Raw genomic sequence first — 20,040 nt, forward strand, 5'->3', positions numbered from 1 at the left:
AAACGGTCAAAATCAAGCCCGTCCGCGAGATCGGCACGGCCCCCCCATCAAATCGACCCATACCCCTACAAAACGGCCCGGCGATGCCGCCTACTTCCCCTCACTTGTCTTGCAGAGGGGCTCAGACTCCCTCTCCACCAGGACCTTCTCCACGGGGACTATCTTGTATTCACCGTCGCCGCCCCTGACAAGGAGATAGACGATGTCGCCTCCCGACGCAATCCTCACGATCTCCCCCTCTTCCACCGGAGCAGGGATCTTTAAGGATGTCTTGTTGACCAAGTCGATTTTGAACAACTCCTTACTTGACGCAGCAAAGAGGGCGCCCCCCTCTCCGATCTTATAAATATCGACGATTTCCTCTGGAAACGGCTCCACGTCCGGACTGCATATCTCCCTGGGCATTCCCGCCCCGGCGTGAAGGAGGTAAAACCTCCCCCCGTCCACGTAGATAAATCCGGGGGGACTTATGAATTTAGAGTCTTTCTCGTAGAACGGGAAGGCGAACGCCCCGGTCGGATTTTCGAGCTTCCACTTCCTCTCGATCCCGTTTTTCCCCTTTATCGATGCCCAGTAAAGCCCACTGGAGAAAATGAAGTAGATGTTGCCGTCGAGGACGGTCATGGCGGCCGGGGATTCCGCTTCTACCTTGGGAAGCTCGATGGAGACCCCCTCGGACCACTTGCCGTTGGAGGGATTGTAGGTGGAAAAGGAAACCGTATCCTTCTTTTTCTCCCCCTCGGTAATGCCCATTACCCCCAGAACCTTATTTCCGGGGGGATTTTCGGTGTAGGTAAGGGCTAGGGGCTTTCCGATCTTCTCCGCGATGGGAATCTCGTTTATATACAGCTCCGCCTCGTTCTTGCCCTCCGCATTTGCCGGGTCGTAGGTTACAATGGAGGCCATATCAAGCACATGGAGCTTGCCGTCTCCGAAGACCATCCCTTTTGGATTGATGACATCGATCTTGATAACGGGAGGCGGGCCCGTCTCCACTGGCTCTTCCGGCGGTGTGATTTTGGGCAATATCAAGATCGCGGCCGTAACAAGCGCAGCGGCAAAAAGCGTTGCAGCACCAGCAGCAACGGCCATCGATCTCTTTCCGATCCTCACCCTTACACCGGCCTTTCTCAGCCTCTTTCCGGCCACGCTATTTACCATGACGACCTGAACGGTGATATTGTCGTGACCGCCCCGCTCCTTTGCGAGCTCAACCATCTGCCTTGCCGCCTCCTGCGGTGAGTGGGAGGAGACGTACGTCAAGAGCTCCCTGTCCTTTACCAGCCCGGAAAGCCCGTCACTCATAAGGAGAAAGATATCGCCGGGCATTATGTCTATCGGCCCGAAAATATCTACATCCACCTTCGGCTTCGAGCCCAGACTCCTCGTTATGACGTTGCTGTAGGGATGGTTCTCCGCCTGCTCGGGGGTGAGTCCCCCCGCCCTCACCTGCTCCATTACCCAGGAGTGATCCTGCGAAATCTGGGCGATTGTGCCGTTTCTAACGAGATAGGTGCGCGAATCCCCCACGTTGGCGACGATGGCGCTCCTGCCGACAATGGAGAGGGCGCTCACTGTGGTTCCCATCCCCTCCTTGTCAGGATTTCTCCTCGCCTCGTCATATATCTCCCCGTTCGCCGCCTCGACAGACAGCTTTAGGGCCTGGGCGGGATTCAAAGGGGCTCTCTCGGAAAAATATATCCTGCCGATGGTCTTCACGGCTATCTGGCTTGCCACCTCTCCCGCCGCGTGTCCCCCCATCCCGTCGCAGACCACATAGAGCCTCCCCTTCGCGGCCAAGAGCATCTCGTTGTCCGGCTCGAAGGAGCCGTAGTAATCCTCATTGTGATCCCTCACAAGCCCGACATCCGTCAGGCTTGCGAAGGTGACGTCGCCCTTTGAACCCATTTTTGCTCCTTACCCCTTTGATTTGACGATCCTGATGATTGCTTCCGTATCTCCAAAGCCTATCTTGTCACTGTCCTTTATAACCCTCGTGGAGACCTTCTTCCCGTCTACGAAGGTGCCGTTCGTGGAGGCAAGGTCCGTCAGCCTGTACCTTCCGTCCTCGTTGTCGATCACCGCGTGCTCCCGGGAGATGGTGTCGTCGGAGAGAGATATGTCGTTTGCGCCGGTCCTGCCTATCTTGGTCCTCTCTTCCTTGAGGTTGAAGCTCTTTCCCTTGTCCGGGCCCTTCGTTATTTCGATCCAGGCGGTGAGAAATTCCTCCGCCTTCATAATCACGGTTTTGTCCGCGGGATAGGCGGCTCCCGTCCCCCTCATCGTCCGTCTCCCTTCCTCGACCCCGCCCGCGGCAAGACCCGTAACGGTCATCGAATCGTCCATCACATCCGAATCGGGCGGGTACTCCCCTGCCTCCGCACCTTCCCCCTTCGACTTTCTCTTCTGGCTGACTATCACGATAATCAGGATGATAATCAAGACAACCAGACCGGCTACGGCTATCCAAAACCAAGTCCAGTTCCAGGCGGTGGTAGGAGGTGAAACCTTGGGCGATATAAACGTCCTGTCGTCCTTGAATATGGAGTCGCCGATGGAAACGGAAAGCCCCAGGGTATGCTGGAGGCCGTCGCCCGTAAGGGCGGTCGTGACGTAGGTGAGGATATACTGGTTCTTTAACTGCTCCGAGATCGCATCGTAAAGTGTGACCAGATCGGAAGATGTCGGCGCGAAGAGGGCCTCTCCCCCCGTCAGACGCGATACCCTCATTAAAGGCTTCCTGTCCACATTCGGCCCCAACCCGATCGTATAGACCGGTATGGAGGAGTCCTTGGCCCTTGTTATGCCGTCGTCGATCGTCAGGACGCTCCCCTCGTCCTTGCCGTCGGAGAGGATAATAATCACCTTCCTGAAGGGAAGTCCCGGCCTCGATCCTATCTCCAGGGCCTTGTAGATGGCATCGTAGAGGGCGGTCTTCGTTCCGGCGACGTCGAGCCCCTCGATGGCCCTTTTGAGAGACTCCTTGTCCGACGTAAACTCGGAGATTATATGCTCCTTGTCATTAAAATCGACCACGGCGGCCAGGTCGTTATCCCCCAACCCCTCCACGAATTTCAGGGCCGCCTCCCGGGCGTGTTCCATCGCCTGACCTTTCATGCTGCCGCTCGTGTCGATGGCAAGGACAACGGCGATGGGCTCTCCGGAACGCAGCATCGATTCAACTGTGAAATTCGTGGGCCCGGGAATCCCGTCTTCGGTAATCGTGAAGTTGCTTTCGAAAAGCCCCTTGACCGGCTTATTACTATCGTCCACAACTGAGATGTAGGCTTTTATCTCCGGGAACTTCGATGTGTCGATCTGGTTTATCTTCACGCTGTACTCGGCCTTGACGGTCACGGCTGAAGTCAAAAAACAAAAAAGAGATAAAAGAAAAAACGCGGTTTTTACTCGGTTTTTCATATCTCCCCCCGTAAATAAGATTTTATACAGATATGTTATAAAGTAAAAGCAAACGTCCATAACCGGACGCCCCTCAGCCCCTTCCCCTCCCCTTTACATATATAACTTCGATCCCTTGAAAGCCCTTGTATATCTGAACGGTTTAACCACAAAATGGGACGCAATCATGGTGAACTTAAACCATCACTCAGCCGAATAACCGCGATACAGACACTCCCCACTCCCGCAAATTCCCCTGCTCAAAGCGACCTGGGCCTTTAAGCCCCCAGCCCTCGGCAATTTAAGATAGGAATTCGTGATTACCCGACCCCCCGTCCTTCTTATCCCTCCTCCGGCCTCGACCCCCCATATCGCGGAGACCGGCATCGAAACGCCTTCAACGAAATTCGGCCCTTCTCCGTCCTGCCTTCTTCGCCCTCCCTCCTCTTTCCCTCCCCCTCCCCCCCTAAAAAAAACGGCCTAATCCCTACAGGCTCTTGAAGACGAATTTCATCTCGCCCAGGGTGATGTTGTCACCGTCCCTCAGCTGGGCCTTGCTTATCTTTTTATCGTTCAGGAACGTCCCGTTTCTGCTCGCCAGGTCGTAGAGGATATATTTTCCCCCCTCGTTTCTGATCTTGGCGTGGTGTCCCGACACCGTCTCGTGGTCGATAATGACGTCACAGTCCGTTCCCCGTCCCACATCCGCCTCGTCCCCTCGGATATCGAAGCGCTCCCCCTTCCTGTCGCCGGAGGTGACGACCAGCCACCCGGTAACAGGCGCCCTGTCTCTCTCGGATATGAGGACAGTCCTATCGGGCGTGTTCGCCCTGCCGCCGCCCCCTCCCCTCATATCCATCGTCTCGCCGCCGGAGGGCACGCTGTGAGGGGCCGTCACAGTCTCCCTGACCGTTATCGCCGCCGGGCCCGGCTGGTAGCCGGCATCCGGCATCTGCGCCCTCACCCCGTATCCTCCAGCCATCTCCTTCGGGCGTGCCAGAAGGTAGATTAGCCATCCTATCGGGAAGAAGAATATCGAGAAGACCCAGAGCGCCCCGCCTCCCCTCGCCTTGCAGTCCTTGAAAGACCATATAACCGCCCAGACAAAAAGGGCGAACATAATCAGACCGATCAAGGCGATCACTATAAAAAGTATAATGTTGAGTATCGCCCCCGGATTCCCCTGTCCCATCAGGAAGGGCAAGGAGAACAGGAAGATCAGAAAAGTTAATAGCCTCTCTTTTTTTATCATTTTTTATTCCCCCAAATTTTACTAATACTTCTTCTTTCTTTCAAACCCGTACATTCAATCCCTTTAGAACCTCTTACAATATCAGCATTTACTGTTTTTAACACAAATTTTGTAACTTTGTCAAATATTGTCTTTTGAATAAAGAGCGTGAAAACAGAGCGATATTCGACCTTATATATCCCATATCTCCATATCGTCTTTCGTGGGCCGCCGCCTGCAAATACAGGCTCATTATAGATTATAGAATCGCAATCAAAAGACCAATGACAAAAACTATAGCAGAAAGCACGGCCATCACTATCTGCCAGATCAACAACGCCAGTAGACACCCCTTTCCGTCCGGCGGATTCCCGTATGCCCTCTCAAATTTTTTTGCCTCGAAGTAGAATACGAGGTTGAGAATCAATCCAACCGGCCAGGTAATTACAAGTATGTAGAGTCCAAGAACTAAAAAGCTCATACCGAGATAGCTCTTGTAGGGCGGCGGTGCCGAAACATTGACGTTAACCGGCTGTATAACGGCCGGACCGGCCGGCTGTGGATGGGGAGCGGACGCCCCCGGGTAAGGAGCGGGCGCCCGGCCCGTCGATATGGGAACGTCGCTGTAATACTTGATCTTCGTCCCCGATATCTCGACCGTGTCCCCAACCTTCAGGCTCACATCTTTGTTTATGAAAAGCGCGCCGTTCACGTAGCTCCCGTTCTTGCTCCTGTCGCTGAACGTGAGGCCCCTGCTTCCCGACCTGAAAAAGCCGTGATCCCTGGAGGCGTTGTCCCCGCCAATCACGATGTCGTTGTGGCTTCCCCTGCCCACCGTAATCGTAGATTTCTCAGACTCAAATCTCCTCGATGCGCCCCTTTCATCCTTGATTACAAAAACCTTCATAATTTCACCTAAAAAATGAGGTGGAATATAAAAATGTTTGCCGCTTGTTCTTATTTATGCGTATTAGATTACATAAATGTAACATGATTGTCAATTTTATATTTTCCTCAATAATCGGCCGCAGAAAAGAGATTGGACCTGTCTTTTCACACAAAACCCTACGGCGTTTAAACCTCCGTGAAATGCGAGTGTATCTTTTTTGTTCATTGTATTTGACATCCGTTCAATTTGTCATTATGATACTGAAAAGCGCCGGGGGATTAAACGGGAGAGACCGGCCTTTGTCAACAACTCAGTATCGATCGAGGTCTAAAAAAAGGTCGTTACACTAATATATAATAAAGGTATTTGTGGGAAGTTGGAATGGGGTATTTTTTTGCATTTCTCGGGGTTATCGCCTTTGCCGCATCACTCTACTTCTGGGGGCAGATCTACTTTTACATCCTGGCCATAGGCGGTTTTCTATCCTTCATATACGGCATTAAGACCATACAGGTGGCCAGAAAGGAGGGAATCAAAAAGAGTGCTTCCAGCAAGGTGGACAGGCTGGCAAGGGATAAAAGGATTCCCACAAAGATCTGTCCTACTTGCGCAAAGGAGATCGAGGCGAGCTCCAAGGTGTGCCCCTTTTGCAACCACCATTACCAGATAATCTATTCGCTGACCGTTTTTGCACCCATGGACAGAAAGCAGAGGGAGTCCCTCGTCAAGACCCTCTCGGCGAAGACCGGCAAGTCCGCATCGGCGATCAGCCTGGAGCTTGACAGAGGGATGGTCTTCAAGTTCACAAAAAGGGAGCTTTACCTCAAGAACAAGCAGATATTCGAGAATATCGGCTGCCGGGTAAAAGTGGCGGAGATCCTCTCGAATCGATAGGCGCTCGGGCCTTCAATGATGCGTTTTCGTCCAAGGTTTCGAGCTAATATTAAAACAGCCGGGCAATTCGTTCGGCCTTCAAAGAATCTCATTTAGGGAATTCGCCTCCCTCTCACAACCACAGTAAAGACTTACCATTTATTCGGGAAACGACGGGCAAAATCTCTTTAAGTCCTTGATATTATTAATATTTTTTACTGCTTAAAAAATAGGCTGTTTCCGAAAGCGTATCAATTTCAAGGACTTTTGTGCCATGCTAATCGACTTATCCACGATCTTTCCACAACCGTCCCCAAACTCGATTCGGAATCAAGATTGTCATTTCCGACCCGCTTGGGAATTTATTTAGTCATTCCCAGCTTGATTGGGAACTTATTCTGTTATTCCCAACTTGATTGGGAATCTATTTTGTCATTCCCAGCTTGACTGTGAATCCAGAAAAATATCATTATGGATTCCCGTTTTCCAAGGGAATGACATCTATTTATTTTGTCATTCCCAACTCGATTGGGAATCCAGAAAAAATATTAAGCCCCTATATACGCGGGGACAGGCTGGATTCCCGTTTTCACGGGAATGACAGTATGTTTCCAAATTCCCGCTTCCCAAGGGAGTGACATCTATTACTTCGAGTACTTCTCCACCAGGACGAATTTTGTGACCTTTCCTGTGGGCGTCCTCGGGATGGAGTCGGCAAAGATCACCCTCTTGGGCGCCTTGAAGTGGGCCGTCTTGCCCCTGACATACTCGATAATCTCGTCCTCTGTTACCTCGATATCGGGATTCTTCAAAACCACCGCCGTGACGAGCTCCCCCCACTTTTCGTCGGGGAGGCCTATGACGGCGCAGTCCATTATCGCGTCGTGGCTCATGAGTATGTCTTCCACCTCAACGGCGAACACGTTCTGCCCCCCGGAGATGATCATGTCCTTCTTTCTGCCGGAGAGATATAGAAATCCCTCTTCATCGAACCTTCCTAAGTCCCCTGTGTAAAACCACCCGTCCTTGAACATCTCCTTGGACTTCTCCTCGTTTTTGAAGTAGCCGGTGGTCACCGCGGCGCCCCTCCCTATGATCTCCCCCACCTCCCCCACCGGGACGTCCTTCCCCTTTGTGTCCACGACCCTCACGTCCGACCCGAGATGGGGAAGGCCCACCGAATCGGGCTTCCTCTCCTTATCATTAGGCTTGATCTGCGTCAGGATGCCGCTCTCCTGGAGTCCGTAATACTCGTAGATGTTGGGGCATATCTTCTCCTTGACCTTCTCCTGAAGGCTCCTTGGAAACGGGGCGGCGGCAAAGACAAGACCCCTCAAAGACGAGTAATCGTAATTATCAAAGTCGGGAAAACTCATGACGATATTCGCTATGGTGGGAACCCAGTTCGAGATCGTCACCTTCTCATCCCCGATGAGCTTCAGCAAATTTCCCTGTCCGAACTGGTGTATGACGTTTCTGGCGCCGACCATAAACGCCATCGCGCACCAGGCGAATCCCACCCGCCCGAAGATCGGAAAGACGGTGAGGATCACGTCGTTTTCGCAAAGATCATGGGCCATCGCCATAAAAGGCCCCGCCGCCACATTGTTGTACTGCGTCAGGAGGTACGCCTTCGGAAGCCCCGTAGTCCCGGAGGTCAGGTTCATGTACTGGATGTCCTCCTCGAAGACCTCGACATCCGGCTCCTCCACGGACGACTCTTTTACCAGCCCGTCGTATGACTCGGCAAAGCCCGGGACTTCGTCACCCACACCGATGTAGCGCTTGATGTCCTTGAGGTCCCCCCTCATCCCGTCAACTACCTCGGTAAAACCGGGGTCGAATATGAGGTTTTCCGCGTCGCAAAAGGTCATAAGCTCAACCATCTCGTTCGGGGCGAGGCGGTAGTTCAGGGGAATCCCCATGACCCCGATCTTCGCCAGGGCGAAGTAGGTCTCCACAATCTCTGCCCTGTTGTACAGTAAGAATGCGCAGACGTCCCCCTTCTTCAGTCCCAGAGACAGGAGGCCGTTTGCCAGGGCGTTGGTCCTCTCGTTCATCTCGTGAAAGGTAAACCTTCTTCCTGTCATGGAGCAGAAGATCGCCTCCTTCCCGGCGTAGCGCGCCGCCGCAACCTTGATTATGTTTCCCACCTGAAGAGTTCCTGTGGCTTTCATGGTATTACTCCTTTGATAATAGACAAAAAAAGAATTATAAAATAGCTTCCTTTTTGAAAAATATCAATCCCCACATACGCGGGGACAAGCCTGGATTCCCGCTTACGCAGGAATGACAGTATATTTATTAATCCCTCTCTTCCGAGGGGAATGACATGTATTTATTCTGTTATTCCCAACTCTAATGGGAATTTATTCTGTCATTCCCAACTTGATTGGGAATCCAGAAAAAATACTAATCCCCCACATACGTGGGGACAGGCTGGATTCCCGCTTCTCACGGGAATGACATCTATATCTGCATTATCCCCGCCCCACAAGACAACACTACCAAGCAGAAAACAGAGTGCCCACCTACCCCTTCATCACGCCGATGGGCTTGAGCCTTGCCACCTTCTTCGATATCCCGGCGTTGTGGGCCACCTCCACCACACTGTCGACGTCCTTGTAGGCCTCGGGCATCTCTTCGGCCAGAGAGGTCTTCCCCCTTGCCGTGACGAAGACGCCGCCATCCATCAGCTCCCGGGCTATCGACCTCCCCCTCGCCTCCCTCTTCGCCTGATTGCGGGACATCACTCTTCCGGCGCCGTGGCAGGTGCTCCCGAAGGTCTCCTTCAGCGCCCCCTCGGTTCCGACCAGAACGTACGAGGCGGTCCCCATATCCCCCGGTATCAGGATCGGCTGGCCCACCCCTCTGTAGACCTCGGGGACGAGCCTGTGACCCGGGGGAAGGGCCCTCGTGGCTCCCTTCCTGTGGACGCAAAGCTCCCTCTCCTTACCATCTATTTCGTGTCTCTCTATCCTCGCTATGTTGTGGCAGACGTCGTAGACGAGGCTCATCCTCAAATCCTTGGGGCTTGCCCTGAAAAATCTCTCGAAGACATCCCTTATGAAAGAGGACATGGCCTGCCTATTTGCCCAGGCATAGTTTGCCGCGCAGGCCATGGCGGAGAGGTAATCCCTTCCCGCAGCCGACTTGATCTGTGCGCATGCCAGCTGCCTGTCAGGAATTTCTATCCCCTCGTCCAGGGTAACGCGTCCCAGCCTTTTCAGGAACTCGTCGCATATCTGATACCCGAGCCCCCTCGATCCGGAGTGTATCTGAACGACAACGCCGTCGGTGAAAAGCCCGAAGGAGTTAGCTGCCGCCTCATCGTAGATCTCGTCCACGAAGCCGACCTCTATGAAGTGGTTGCCGCTCCCCAATGTCCCCATCTGGTCCCTCCCCCTCTCGAACACGCGCTCCGATAGGAGTTTGGGGTCGGCCCCCTCCATCCTTCCGCCGTCCTCGGTGTGAACGAGGTCTGCCTCAGTCCCCATCCCGTTCTTCACGGCCCACCTCGCCCCCTCCCTCAACACGTCGAGCTCGTCCTTTCCCCTCAACCTCAGCTTCCCCGCGGAGCCTACCCCGGAGGGGATTGTGTGAAAAAGCTCCATGGTCAGCTCCTTTATCTTCGGTAATACCTCCGAGACCTGAAGCTCCGACCTCAAGAGCCTGACTCCGCAGTTTATATCGTACCCGACCCCTCCCGGAGATATGACGCCGGTATCGACATCGAAGGCCGCGACCCCGCCGATCGGAAACCCGTAGCCCCAGTGTATGTCGGGCATGGCCAGGGACGGGCCGACAATCCCTGGAAGGGTCGCAACGTTTGCGACCTGAACGGGGCCGTTATCTTTTTTCACGTCCTCGATCATCGCATCGTCGGAGTAGATGATCCCATCGGTCCGCATCTTTCCGGACCTTTCTATCTTCCACCTGTACGGGTCTATCTTTTTAAGCTTTATATCCATTGTCTTCCCCTCATACGTCAAAGACGATCGCGGCCCTGTGCCTATCGCCCTCACTACTATCGGCTCCGTCTATCTCTATCTTAAGCCCGTGATAGGTGACCGCCTTTATCTCCGTCTTGATCCCGTGTCTCTCGATATCGAATTTCTCCCCTGTACATACGGCCTTAACGACCTTTTCAGTCAACTCGACAATCTCAAAACGAAAAAGCACAACTCCCTTTACGGTAAAGGTGTACAGAAGCTCTCTCAACCAGTCGATCAGGAGCTCTTCGAGGGAGTCTCCCGCCGCGGCGACCTCACGGCGAATCTCCTTTTCCCCTCCCAGCCGGTCGATCCCCACGAGGAGGTCGGCCAACGCCTCCCCCGCCGAGACAAACAGCCCCTCCCTCCCCTCTCCGACAACCTCGATCCTCAGATCGGCGGTGTGGTCAAGGAGCCGATATTTATTGCCACGGCTATTGTTACGGCTATTTTTATGGGCCTTCACCGGAAACGCCCCGCTAAAAAATATTCCTTCTCCTATAGATATTGAGGAGGAGACCCACCCCGATAAGCATCGTCACTAGCGACGTCCCACCGTAGGAGAGAAACGGCAGAGGGATGCCGACGACGGGAAATATCCCTGTCGCCATTCCTATGTTGATAAACGACTGCCACATTATGATGATCGAGATTCCCACCGCCACCACCGCTCCGAAGACATCCCTCGCCGAGCGGGCAATGTGGAATCCCCTCAGAACAATAATGCAAAAGAGGACGAGAAGTACAATCGATCCGATAAAACCCCACTCCTCGGCCAGGACGCTGAAGATGAAGTCGGTGTGCTGCTCCGGCAGGAACTGAAGCTGGCTCTGGGTGCCGTGCATGTACCCCTTGCCGATGATCTTACCGCTCCCCACGGCGATCTTCGACTGGATGATATGGTAGCCTGAGCCGAGGGGATCGGTGTCCGGCCTGAAAAAAGTGAGTATCCGCTGGCGCTGGTACGGTTTCAGGAACCGCCAGCCAAAGATAAACGCCGGAAACATGGACACCACCCCGGTCAAGATTACCGCCGCGGCGGTTTTTGGGCGCATCTTCACAGCGATGAGAAGGGTGCCAAAGACCAGAACTATGAGTCCCGCAGAGCCAAGGTCGGGCTCCTTTATTATCAGGACGGTCGGAACGACCGCGAGGATCGCCGGGATAAGGAGGTGCCTTATTGTGATGCCGTCAACGGGCATGTTTTTCTGTAAGTAGCGTCCAAGGGCCAGAATCATCGACACCTTCACAAACTCCGAGGGCTGAAACGATATCGGCCCAAGGGCAAACCAGCGGGCGGCGCCTCCGGTTCGATCCCCGAAAAAGAGGACTGCGACGAGGAAGAAAACGGAGACCAAATATATCCCGTAGGCCCACCTCTCGAAAAAGCGGGTGTCGATAAACATGGTGACAAACATGAGAGAGAGCCCGAGCGCTGCCCAGTATATCTGTTTGATGTAGAGGGAGACGGCCGAGATCTCCTCCATCCTTGAGGCGGAGTAGAGGTTCAATATCCCCACCAAGAGGATTATGACAACGGCGGTCAAGAGAACGGTGTCCATCTTTTTTAAAATATCTTTGATCACCTTCTCTTTCTCTCCTTGAGCTCGAAGTACTTCTTTATGACCTCCCCCACTATGGGGGACGCCGCCGTGCCCCCGAACCCGCCGTGCTCAACGAGGACGACGACGGCGATCTCCGGCTTTTCGAGGGGTGCAAAGGCCACAAACCAGGCATGGTCCCGAAGCTCGTAGGGGAGGTATTTGCTGCTCATCCGCCCAGTTATCACCTGGGCCGTACCGGTCTTTCCGCAGACGTTTTTATCCTTTACCCTCGCCCTCCATCCCGTTCCGTGGGGCTCGTTGACGCCGCCGTAAAACCCCGATTTTAATATCTCCAGGTTCTCCGGAGACACCAAAACCTCCCCCCTCTTGACCTTTTTGAATTCCTCTATCGTCTCCCCCTCGGGGCTCAATATCTTCCTTACTATCATCGGCTCGTAGACTGTGCCGCCGTTTGCAGCGGCGGAAAAGGCGACCAGAAGCTGGAGGGGCGTAACGAGGGTATAGCCCTGGCCGATGGAGCACGAAATAGTCTCCCCAGGATACCAGGGCTGGCCGAAGTAGTCCTTCTTCCACTTGGGGGACGGATTTATCCCAACCTTTTCGTTGGAGAGCTTGATTCCCGTAAGCTTGCCGAAGCCGTAGCTGTCGCCGTAGCGTGAGAGCCCCTCGATCCCGACGCCGTTTCCCACCTGATAGAAGAAGACGTCGCACGACTCCACAATGGCCCTGTGGATCTTTATCCCGCCGTGCCCCCCGGCCTTCCAGCAGGCAAAGGCCCTTCCTCCGAATCGATAGTAGCCGGGGCAGTAGAGCTTCTTGTCGATATCGATAAATCCCTCCTCGAGGCCCGCCGTGGCGGTGATCAGCTTATAAGTCGATCCCGGCGGGTATTGTCCCGAGATCCCCTTGTTCTCGAGGGGGTGCCTGGGGTGATTGACCAGCGCCTTCCACTCATCGGCGCTGATACCCTTGGCGAACGTGGCGGGGTCGAAGCCGGGGGCCGAGACCATCGCCAATATCTCGAAGCTCCGGGGATCCATCGCAATGACGGCGCCGGCGTAGTCGTTCTCCTCCATAAGGCGCCTTGCGAACTCCTGAAGCTCAAGGTCTATAGTAAGGACGAAGTTGTTTCCCGGAACGGGATCGACCTTCCCCAGAAACTTAAGCTCCCTTCCGGTGGAATCGACCTCCATCTGGATACCGCCGTCCACGCCCCGTATCTCCCTGTCCCACTGCTCCTCGATCCCGCTCTTTCCGATGATGTCCCCCGTCTTGTATCCCCGGTACTTCTCCAATTCCAGCTCGTCGTCGCCTATCTCCCCCATGTATCCAAAGAGGTGCGGGGCCAGAGGGCCGTAGACGTAGTTTCTTATCGGCAAGACCTCGAGCTCAAGCGCCGGGTAGCGGTGGATGCGCGAGATCAACGGCGCCATGTCGTCTTTCGGGAGGTCCCTCACGACAGTCAGGGGCCGATACTTCGGGTTCTTATCCTTCTCCCTCTTGAGATTGGTCTTAAGGATCCCCGCCTCTACGCCGGTGAGCTTCGATACATTAGCCAAGGCATCGTCGATATTCTCTACGTACTCCGTCGCCAGCTTTACGTCGAACGAGGGCCTGTTGTCCACTACCACACGTCCGTGACGATCGAAAAACATACCCCTCGGAGCCGGCACCTTGACGAACCTTATCCGGTTGTTCTCGCTCAATATGCGAAAGGTCTCCCCCATGTAAAGCTGGAGGTATGCGAGCCTCACACACAATCCCATAAAGAGGAGCACGGCGACAATCCCGATCAGGGTAACCTTGACCGACCGATGCGGATCAACCCTCTTTATGTCGTAATCGGACATCAAAAGGCCTCGTTAAAAACCCGACAAATGTTCCCGGCAAAAGTTCATATAAGCGGGATCTCCTCCTCCTCCCGCATGAACCTGGTAAAATAGTAGCCCCCCCGCTCCGGATCGATAAACTTGATTATTAAAAAGAGGGGGACCGACACGGCCGCTGTAAGGAGCGAAGAGAAAACGATATGGCGAAGTAATAAGTCGATCTCCCCCGCCGCGAATCGGCTCAGAAGAAAGACCGTGACAAGGATCGCGTTCAGGCTTAACGTAATCGCGGCCGTCGTCAGAAACATAATCAAGGGTCTATCCGCATAGATGAGACTCGAGATCACTCTCGCCGCCCCCATTGCGTAGAAGGCGCAGAAAAAACCCTGGCCTGTCGGGGCGCTGGAAGAAAGGTCGAAGAGGAGCCCCAGAACCGCCGTTATGAGAAAGCATAAGCCCGGAGACTTGTAGATTCCCACGTAGATGATGAAGATGAAGAACCACTCCACCCTGATCCCGAAGAGTTCCGGGACTACCCCCTGAACTACAACGGCTAAAAAGCCGAGGGGGATAAAGAGGATAAAGCCTACTATCCTTCTCCCCCTGCTCATCCTGACATATTTATCCGCTTTATTCATCTGGGGTTTCTATTTTCGACCTAATGATAATCAAGACCTCCTCGACGCTCTTGAGATCCACTTTAGGCGCCACCACAATATCCTGAAAGAGGCCGTACTTGGGCCTCTTCGCCTCCGCTATCCTTCCCACCAGAAGCCCCTTGGGGAATATATTTTCCATCCCGGATGTGACTACCACATCGCCCGGCTCTACTACGTTCTTTCTGTCCACAAACGATAGGTGAATAGTCCCGTCCGCGTAGCCCTCCAGCACACCCCTGGTGCGGTCATCCTGAAGGGTCACGGCTATTCGGCTCCTCCTGTCGTTAAGGAGCATGACGGTGGATGATTTGTCGGAGACGTTAAGGACGATCCCCACTATCCCGCTTACGGACATCACCGGAAGGTCCCTGACAACGCCGTTCTCTTTCCCCTTGTCGATTATTATCGCGCTGGAATAGGGGGCCGGGTCGCTTCCGATTACCCTTGCGGGCAGCAGCGTATAGGGCGCAATCATCGTGAATCCGAGCATCTCCTCGAGTCTTCGGTTATTCTTCTCGGTCTCGATGTATAGGGTCTTCAGGTTGTCGTACTTGGAGGAGATACGCTCGAGGTGTTTTTTCAGCTCCTCGTTTTCCTCCTTTAAGTCTTTCAAATGGATATAGTGATCCCAGACGGAACCGACCTTGTGAAAGAAGGAACCTATCAGTTCAAATACCGGCGAGGTTATCTCGAGAAACAGACCCCTCGATTTGCCGGCGTGGGATGTGTTGTGACCGAAGGCGATAAAGACAAAAAACGATGCAATAAGGAGTGCGATGCAGATCAGCGCTACCCTGTGCCGCCGAAGAAATTTATACATTGCTCTGTTTAAGCCCCACTATTTCCAGTTCAGACTGCATAAAAAGGCCGTCCTTCTCTATTTTAAGACGTTTATTGGCAACCATAATATAATCGGGATCGATTTCTATGCCGACGCTGTTCCTTCCGGCTTTCATGGCGGCCAACATGGAAGTACCGGAGCCGCAAAAGGGATCGAGGATTGTATCTTCCACAAAAGAGAACATCCTTACAACTCGATAAGCAAGCTCCACGGGAAAAGGCGCCGGATGCTTTCTTGTCGACTCCCCCGGTATGTTCCAGAACTGGCGAAACCACTGATGAAAATCCTCCTTCGATATTTTGCTCTCTTTCCGTTGTCTGTCTGTGGGTTTTCGGTATCCCCCGGGCTTTCTCTGCATTAAAATAAACTCTATGTCATTCTTTATGATTGCGTTAGGCTCATAAGGCTTACCTAAAAATTTCGTGCCGTTATTTGCCTCGAAAGAGGCGTTTGATATTTTATGCCATATAATTGGATTCAGGTTATCAAATCCGATCTTTCTGCAGATTACGGAGATATCCGAATGAAGAGGCACAACCACATGACGCCCGAAGGCGCGCCTCGACAAACAGACATCACCAACGACACAAACCAGTCTCCCCCCCGGGACAAGGACCCTGTAGCAATCCTCCCAGACCTTTGACAACTCGTCTAAAAAAGTCTCGTATTCCTCAATGTGTCCCATCTGATCCGGGTTTTCGTTGTATCTTTTCAGCGTCCAATACGGCGGCGAGGTCACCACGAGATGTACTGATTCATTCTCGATGAAGGACATATCTCTCGCATCACCTAATATCAGTTTATGGTAGGTTTTCTTGACGGCAGAGTTCACCGGATTACTCCCAAACTTGAAAGGACCATCTTAACCGCGTTGAAAATGGAGTCCTTTGAATCAGAGGCAAAACAGATGACATCGATATTTTCCGAAGAGAGCCTGTTGTGAATATTTATCTGTTCTTCTATGAAGGGGTAATATATAATTGCCGCGAATTTTGCTTGAGGAAATGCGCTTTTCAATTTATTCGATTTGTTGATGATTTCATCAATCCGCTTATGAATATCCCTTCTTGCTTCAATCCTTTTTATATCTATGCTGTACTTGATTGCGCCCTCTTCGGGACATGCTGCGTCAATTTCATATTTCTCATTCTCTGCTGTAAACTGCCTCTTCTTAAATCTTAAAGGACTTAATCTATTTAACGAACTTACGATCCTTTTTTCCCACCTTCCCTTTATTTTTCTAATCTCTTTGTCTACAAATTCCGTCCTGTCTATATTCGAAAGTGTTGATAGCTCCAAATAGCTCGGCAGAAAGGGTTTTATATAACCTGCTATTGCGGTCGCTTCCTGCTTGCTGAGTTTTGGATTATATGTATTTACATTTTTTATTTGCAGGTCTCTCTCAATCGATCTCCCGGCGATATTGCATATTACCGTCAGGGGCTTTAAAAGCAGTGGATAATCGTTTATTATATCAGCAAGATCGAGGGCGGAAATATCAGAAAATATAATAACTTCAGCCGAACGTATTTCGATATAAGATGAAAAGGCCTTTTTCAAATAACTTTCAATTTCTGCCTGGCGTTTTTTTGCATCTTCCAAAACCCAAGAAATGTATTCAGCATGAGTTCCATATTCTTCACTCATTTTTGAAAAGGTCCTTGAAACTTATATCTTACATCTTTAATGATACTACAAAAAAAACCGTAATTATATATTCCCTAAACTAATAAACTCTCTCCCTCATCTACCCAAAACGGCGACCTGCTTCAAGAGGTCCTGGTCGTCCAGCGTTCTGCCGCAGCCGAGGACCACGACCGACAATGGATTTTCCGCAATGATTATCGGAAGCTTGGTCTCCTTCTTGAGGAGCCTGTCTATATTCTTGATCAAAGCCCCGCCTCCGGAGATAACTATCCCCTTGTCCACGAAGTCGGACGAGAGCTCAGGGGGGGTGTTTTCCAGGGCCCGCAGCACGGTCTCGACGATCATATCCATCGGTATCGAGAGCGCCTCGTTTACCTCCACGGCGCTCACACTCTGTACCTTAGGAATCCCCGACACCAGGTCCCGCCCCTTTATATCGACCGTCCTGTTCTCCCCCTCCACAAGAGCCGTTCCCAGCTCCATCTTCAACTTCTCAGCGGAGCTCTCCCCTATGAGAAAGTTGTATTTCCTCTTCAAATACTGGACTATCGCCTCGTCCATCTTGTTGCCGCCCACCTTGACCGACTCCGAATAGACTATCCCGTTCATCGAGATTACGGCCACCTCCGTCGTCCCGCCGCCGATGTCAACAATCATGTTTCCCGAGGGCTCGGAGATCGGAAGCCCCACACCTATCGCCGCCGCAATCGGCTCGTCGATCAGGTAGACCTCCCTAGCGCCGGCCGTGCTGGCTGACTCTATAACCGCCCGTCTCTCCACCGGAGTAATACCGGACGGCACGGCGATTATTATCTTCGGCCTAATTAAAGAGCGCCGCGGAGACGCCCTCTTGATGAAGTGCTTCAACATGTGCTCCGTAATCTCGAAATCTGCGATGACCCCGTCCTTCAAGGGCCGTATGGCTACGATCTCCTCCGGAGTGCGGCCGAGCATCAACTTCGCCTCTTTGCCAACCGCTATTATCTTCCTCTCGCCTCTCGGACCCTCCTTTATCGCAACCACGGAGGGCTCGTCCGCCACTATCCCCTTACCCTTCAAATAGACCAGAGTGTTGGTTGTGCCCAGGTCAATGGAGAGGTCGTTGGAAACTATATCTACAAGTGAATTCAGTATCATCAATCACTCCTGAAACATGTGGTTCAAATCCCAAAAGCCCATTAGTCCGCCAAGGTTAAAGCCTCCATCCCTTCAAGATGAAAATCCATGTTGATTTTGCCAAGTCCTGCCTATAAAAAACCCATAGGGATTATAGCGATAAAATGTAATATAATCAAGGAAAATCTTTTGACTTAAATTCCAAAGCGACCATTGCCCCCGATATTTACCTTGAAACAGGATTAAAAACAAATTTATCTTGCATTTTTCATCTCTCTCTGATAATAGAATCCTATTGTGTAAGACTACATTCAGGGGGAAATAGATGCTGGACATAATGAGAAAGAGCGCGAGCTCCTGGTGGCTGAAGGCGCTCCTCTTGGCGGTGGCGTTGAGCTTCATCATCGGCTTTGGGATTCTCACCTCATTCAGAAACGAAGATCAGAGCCGTTTCGCCGCCAGGGTCGGAAAAACGATAATCACCCACGCCGAATTTCAAACGGCCTTTGAAAATCAACTCAAGGCAATAAAGGAAAAGTACGGCGAGGATCTGGAGGAAGAAGACATAAAGAAACTCGGCATCAGAAAATCGATCCTGGATGACCAGATCGATAAAATCCTCGAAATCGAGGAGGCAAAGAAGCTCAACATCCCGGTGACCGACGAGGAGGTTCGGGACGCTATAAAGAGCATTCCCTATTTTCTAAAAGACGGGGAATTCGACTACGATACCTACAAAGAAGTCCTTAAATACAATAAACTTACAGAGGCCGGCTTCGAGGCGATCATAAGAAATGATATTATGATCCAGAAGTTCTCGGGTCTCATCAAGAACTCGGCAAAGGCTTCCGAAGAAGACGTAATAGTTATTGCGAAGACATTTCAGGGGATAACGCCCGAGGAGTACAACGAGCTTTCCCCGGACGAGAAAGAGCTTTTAAAAGCGAACGCCCTCATGGTAAAGAGGATCGAGGAATACAACAACTTCATCAAAGAGCTCAGATCCAAGGCGGATATAGAATACAATAAAGACTATCTCGATTGAGTTCCCCTCTTCAAGGCTCCGAAAGATTGACTTCGGCCGATAAAACCAGGTCCGCCGGGAGACAAAACCATACTAAGACTGTTGTCGGCTCAAGCCAAACTGGTCTTCAAAAAAGACTTTTTTGTCCAATTGAGGTTTTAAATATTTTGAAGGGAAACTCTTAAGTGAAATCCAAACACGGCGGCAAATTAAAAGAGACGTTCCGGGCCCTGGCCCTGATTCTCCTCCTCTTTGCATCGCTCCAGGAGATATCCGGGCTCCTTCTGAAATGGACCGGAAGCGCCGGGGACTGCCTTCTTCTGGCCCTCTTTTTGATCCCCGCGCTGTCGGCTGTGCCCATCTACTTCAGGATAAAGCCCTTCAAGTACGTCGCCCTCATAGCCTCGCTGGTGATTTTAAGCCTAAATATATATCAAATGGCAAAAATAGGAGTCTCAATACCCCTAATCGCGACCTCTATCTCTCTCCTTTTTGCAATCATCATACTCTTCTCCCTCATTAGGGCCGATAAACATAATCAGTGACCCAGAAACTTCCACCATATACTCTAATTACTATTGACATACACGCTTGGACTATGATATTTAATAATATAGAATAATTCAATCAGGATATGAGATGAAGCTCAACGGAGACCCGGAAGGCATTGAAGAACTGAAGTTCTTCCATGACTCCGACGAAAAAAAAGATTACCTGAAAATGATCCTTAACGAGGCAAAGACCAATACGGACAACAAGACCGAGTTTAAGGACAGAAACAACGATAAAAAATATATCCTTACCTTCGATCCGAGCTCAGGGGACTTCGTCGTGGAAAAGGGGTAGCCGAAATTTAAAGCCATCGGAATAATCAAGCATCATATTAAAAACATCATATTAAGCATAAGGAGGGCCGATCAATTTTAGTAACGGGGGTCGGGCAAGTTTTATTGTGGGGTCGGGCAAGTTTTGAGG

At 51.9% G+C, this 20,040-nt stretch carries 18 protein-coding genes; 4 read left to right on the plus strand and 14 right to left on the minus strand.

Annotated elements, in window-relative coordinates; all coding sequences use genetic code 11:
- Positions 1-90: 90 nt before the first annotated feature.
- The 4 genes from JW984_12965 to JW984_12980 all read right to left on the minus strand — a co-directional run bounded on the left by JW984_12965 (position 91) and on the right by JW984_12980 (position 5,537).
- Entirely contained in the window at positions 91-1,908 is a 1,818-nt protein-coding gene (locus tag JW984_12965; GenBank protein ID MBN1574100.1) for a Stp1/IreP family PP2C-type Ser/Thr phosphatase, read from the minus strand.
- 9 nt (positions 1,909-1,917) lie between these two features.
- Positions 1,918-3,420: a VWA domain-containing protein gene (locus JW984_12970; protein ID MBN1574101.1), complete on the minus strand. Its 1,503-nt coding sequence runs from the start codon at positions 3,418-3,420 to the stop codon at positions 1,918-1,920.
- A gap of 466 nt (positions 3,421-3,886) precedes the next feature.
- Positions 3,887-4,651 (minus strand): FHA domain-containing protein, encoded by a 765-nt coding sequence (locus tag JW984_12975; protein MBN1574102.1) that lies wholly within the window; start codon positions 4,649-4,651, stop codon positions 3,887-3,889.
- Positions 4,652-4,889: 238 nt separating this feature from the next.
- Positions 4,890-5,537: an FHA domain-containing protein gene (locus tag JW984_12980; protein ID MBN1574103.1), complete on the minus strand. Its 648-nt coding sequence runs from the start codon at positions 5,535-5,537 to the stop codon at positions 4,890-4,892.
- Between the two features lie 363 nt (positions 5,538-5,900).
- On the opposite strand from JW984_12980, the gene JW984_12985 reads away from it, so the two are divergent.
- Positions 5,901-6,413 (plus strand): hypothetical protein, encoded by a 513-nt coding sequence (locus JW984_12985; protein MBN1574104.1) that lies wholly within the window; start codon positions 5,901-5,903, stop codon positions 6,411-6,413.
- A 623-nt stretch (positions 6,414-7,036) separates the two neighbouring features.
- Here the strand turns inward: JW984_12985 and JW984_12990 are convergent.
- The 10 genes from JW984_12990 to JW984_13035 all read right to left on the minus strand — a co-directional run bounded on the left by JW984_12990 (position 7,037) and on the right by JW984_13035 (position 18,062).
- Positions 7,037-8,569 (minus strand): AMP-binding protein, encoded by a 1,533-nt coding sequence (locus tag JW984_12990; protein ID MBN1574105.1) that lies wholly within the window; start codon positions 8,567-8,569, stop codon positions 7,037-7,039.
- 354 nt (positions 8,570-8,923) lie between these two features.
- Positions 8,924-10,357: an RtcB family protein gene (locus JW984_12995; protein MBN1574106.1), complete on the minus strand. Its 1,434-nt coding sequence runs from the start codon at positions 10,355-10,357 to the stop codon at positions 8,924-8,926.
- Between the two features lie 16 nt (positions 10,358-10,373).
- Positions 10,374-10,850, minus strand: a complete 477-nt coding sequence (locus JW984_13000; protein MBN1574107.1) for an archease — start codon at positions 10,848-10,850, stop codon at positions 10,374-10,376.
- A gap of 13 nt (positions 10,851-10,863) precedes the next feature.
- Positions 10,864-11,946 (minus strand): rod shape-determining protein RodA, encoded by a 1,083-nt coding sequence (gene rodA / locus JW984_13005; protein ID MBN1574108.1) that lies wholly within the window; start codon positions 11,944-11,946, stop codon positions 10,864-10,866.
- A gap of 20 nt (positions 11,947-11,966) precedes the next feature.
- Positions 11,967-13,799: a penicillin-binding protein 2 gene (gene mrdA, locus JW984_13010; protein MBN1574109.1), complete on the minus strand. Its 1,833-nt coding sequence runs from the start codon at positions 13,797-13,799 to the stop codon at positions 11,967-11,969.
- A 44-nt stretch (positions 13,800-13,843) separates the two neighbouring features.
- Positions 13,844-14,416, minus strand: a complete 573-nt coding sequence (locus tag JW984_13015; protein ID MBN1574110.1) for a hypothetical protein — start codon at positions 14,414-14,416, stop codon at positions 13,844-13,846.
- Entirely contained in the window at positions 14,409-15,257 is an 849-nt protein-coding gene (gene mreC, locus JW984_13020) for a rod shape-determining protein MreC (GenBank protein MBN1574111.1), read from the minus strand. The genes JW984_13015 and mreC overlap by 8 nt, the downstream gene beginning before the upstream one ends.
- Positions 15,250-16,053 carry a site-specific DNA-methyltransferase gene (locus tag JW984_13025; GenBank protein MBN1574112.1) on the minus strand — a complete coding sequence of 268 codons (804 nt, stop codon included), beginning with the start codon at positions 16,051-16,053 and terminating at the stop codon, positions 15,250-15,252. The genes mreC and JW984_13025 overlap by 8 nt, the downstream gene beginning before the upstream one ends.
- Before the next feature lie 53 nt (positions 16,054-16,106).
- Complete coding sequence (locus JW984_13030) at positions 16,107-16,925, minus strand: hypothetical protein (GenBank protein ID MBN1574113.1); 819 nt, start codon at positions 16,923-16,925, stop codon at positions 16,107-16,109.
- 96 nt (positions 16,926-17,021) lie between these two features.
- A complete protein-coding gene (locus JW984_13035; protein ID MBN1574114.1) occupies positions 17,022-18,062 on the minus strand; it encodes a rod shape-determining protein in 1,041 nt (346 codons plus the stop codon).
- Between the two features lie 304 nt (positions 18,063-18,366).
- Here JW984_13035 and JW984_13040 point away from each other — a divergent pair, with 304 nt between their 5' ends.
- From JW984_13040 to JW984_13050, 3 genes are all read left to right on the plus strand, one after another.
- Positions 18,367-19,086 (plus strand): SurA N-terminal domain-containing protein, encoded by a 720-nt coding sequence (locus JW984_13040; protein MBN1574115.1) that lies wholly within the window; start codon positions 18,367-18,369, stop codon positions 19,084-19,086.
- 164 nt (positions 19,087-19,250) lie between these two features.
- Positions 19,251-19,610 (plus strand): hypothetical protein, encoded by a 360-nt coding sequence (locus JW984_13045; GenBank protein ID MBN1574116.1) that lies wholly within the window; start codon positions 19,251-19,253, stop codon positions 19,608-19,610.
- A gap of 94 nt (positions 19,611-19,704) precedes the next feature.
- Positions 19,705-19,911 carry a hypothetical protein gene (locus JW984_13050; GenBank protein MBN1574117.1) on the plus strand — a complete coding sequence of 69 codons (207 nt, stop codon included), beginning with the start codon at positions 19,705-19,707 and terminating at the stop codon, positions 19,909-19,911.
- Positions 19,912-20,040 lie beyond the last annotated feature (129 nt).

The organism is Candidatus Zymogenus saltonus (assembly GCA_016929395.1).
GTDB classification, from domain to species: Bacteria; Desulfobacterota; Zymogenia; order Zymogenales; family Zymogenaceae; genus Zymogenus; species Zymogenus saltonus.

Bases quoted from the DNA above. Each gene is read 5' to 3' on its own strand.
- JW984_12990 (MBN1574105.1), bottom strand. From the start codon at position 8,569: ATGAAAGCCACAGGAACTCTTCAGGTGGGAAACATAATCAAGGTTGCG.
- JW984_12975 (MBN1574102.1), bottom strand. From the start codon at position 4,651: ATGATAAAAAAAGAGAGGCTATTAACTTTTCTGATCTTCCTGTTCTCC.
- JW984_13035 (MBN1574114.1), bottom strand. From the start codon at position 18,062: ATGATACTGAATTCACTTGTAGATATAGTTTCCAACGACCTCTCCATT.
- JW984_13040 (MBN1574115.1), top strand. From the start codon at position 18,367: ATGCTGGACATAATGAGAAAGAGCGCGAGCTCCTGGTGGCTGAAGGCG.
- JW984_13015 (MBN1574110.1), bottom strand. From the start codon at position 14,416: ATGAATAAAGCGGATAAATATGTCAGGATGAGCAGGGGGAGAAGGATA.
- JW984_13030 (MBN1574113.1), bottom strand. From the start codon at position 16,925: ATGAGTGAAGAATATGGAACTCATGCTGAATACATTTCTTGGGTTTTG.
- mrdA (MBN1574109.1), bottom strand. From the start codon at position 13,799: ATGTCCGATTACGACATAAAGAGGGTTGATCCGCATCGGTCGGTCAAG.
- JW984_12965 (MBN1574100.1), bottom strand. From the start codon at position 1,908: ATGGGTTCAAAGGGCGACGTCACCTTCGCAAGCCTGACGGATGTCGGG.
- rodA (MBN1574108.1), bottom strand. From the start codon at position 11,946: ATGGACACCGTTCTCTTGACCGCCGTTGTCATAATCCTCTTGGTGGGG.
- JW984_13025 (MBN1574112.1), bottom strand. From the start codon at position 16,053: ATGTCCTTCATCGAGAATGAATCAGTACATCTCGTGGTGACCTCGCCG.
- JW984_12985 (MBN1574104.1), top strand. From the start codon at position 5,901: ATGGGGTATTTTTTTGCATTTCTCGGGGTTATCGCCTTTGCCGCATCA.
- JW984_13050 (MBN1574117.1), top strand. From the start codon at position 19,705: ATGAAGCTCAACGGAGACCCGGAAGGCATTGAAGAACTGAAGTTCTTC.
- JW984_12970 (MBN1574101.1), bottom strand. From the start codon at position 3,420: ATGAAAAACCGAGTAAAAACCGCGTTTTTTCTTTTATCTCTTTTTTGT.
- JW984_12980 (MBN1574103.1), bottom strand. From the start codon at position 5,537: ATGAAGGTTTTTGTAATCAAGGATGAAAGGGGCGCATCGAGGAGATTT.
- mreC (MBN1574111.1), bottom strand. From the start codon at position 15,257: ATGTATAAATTTCTTCGGCGGCACAGGGTAGCGCTGATCTGCATCGCA.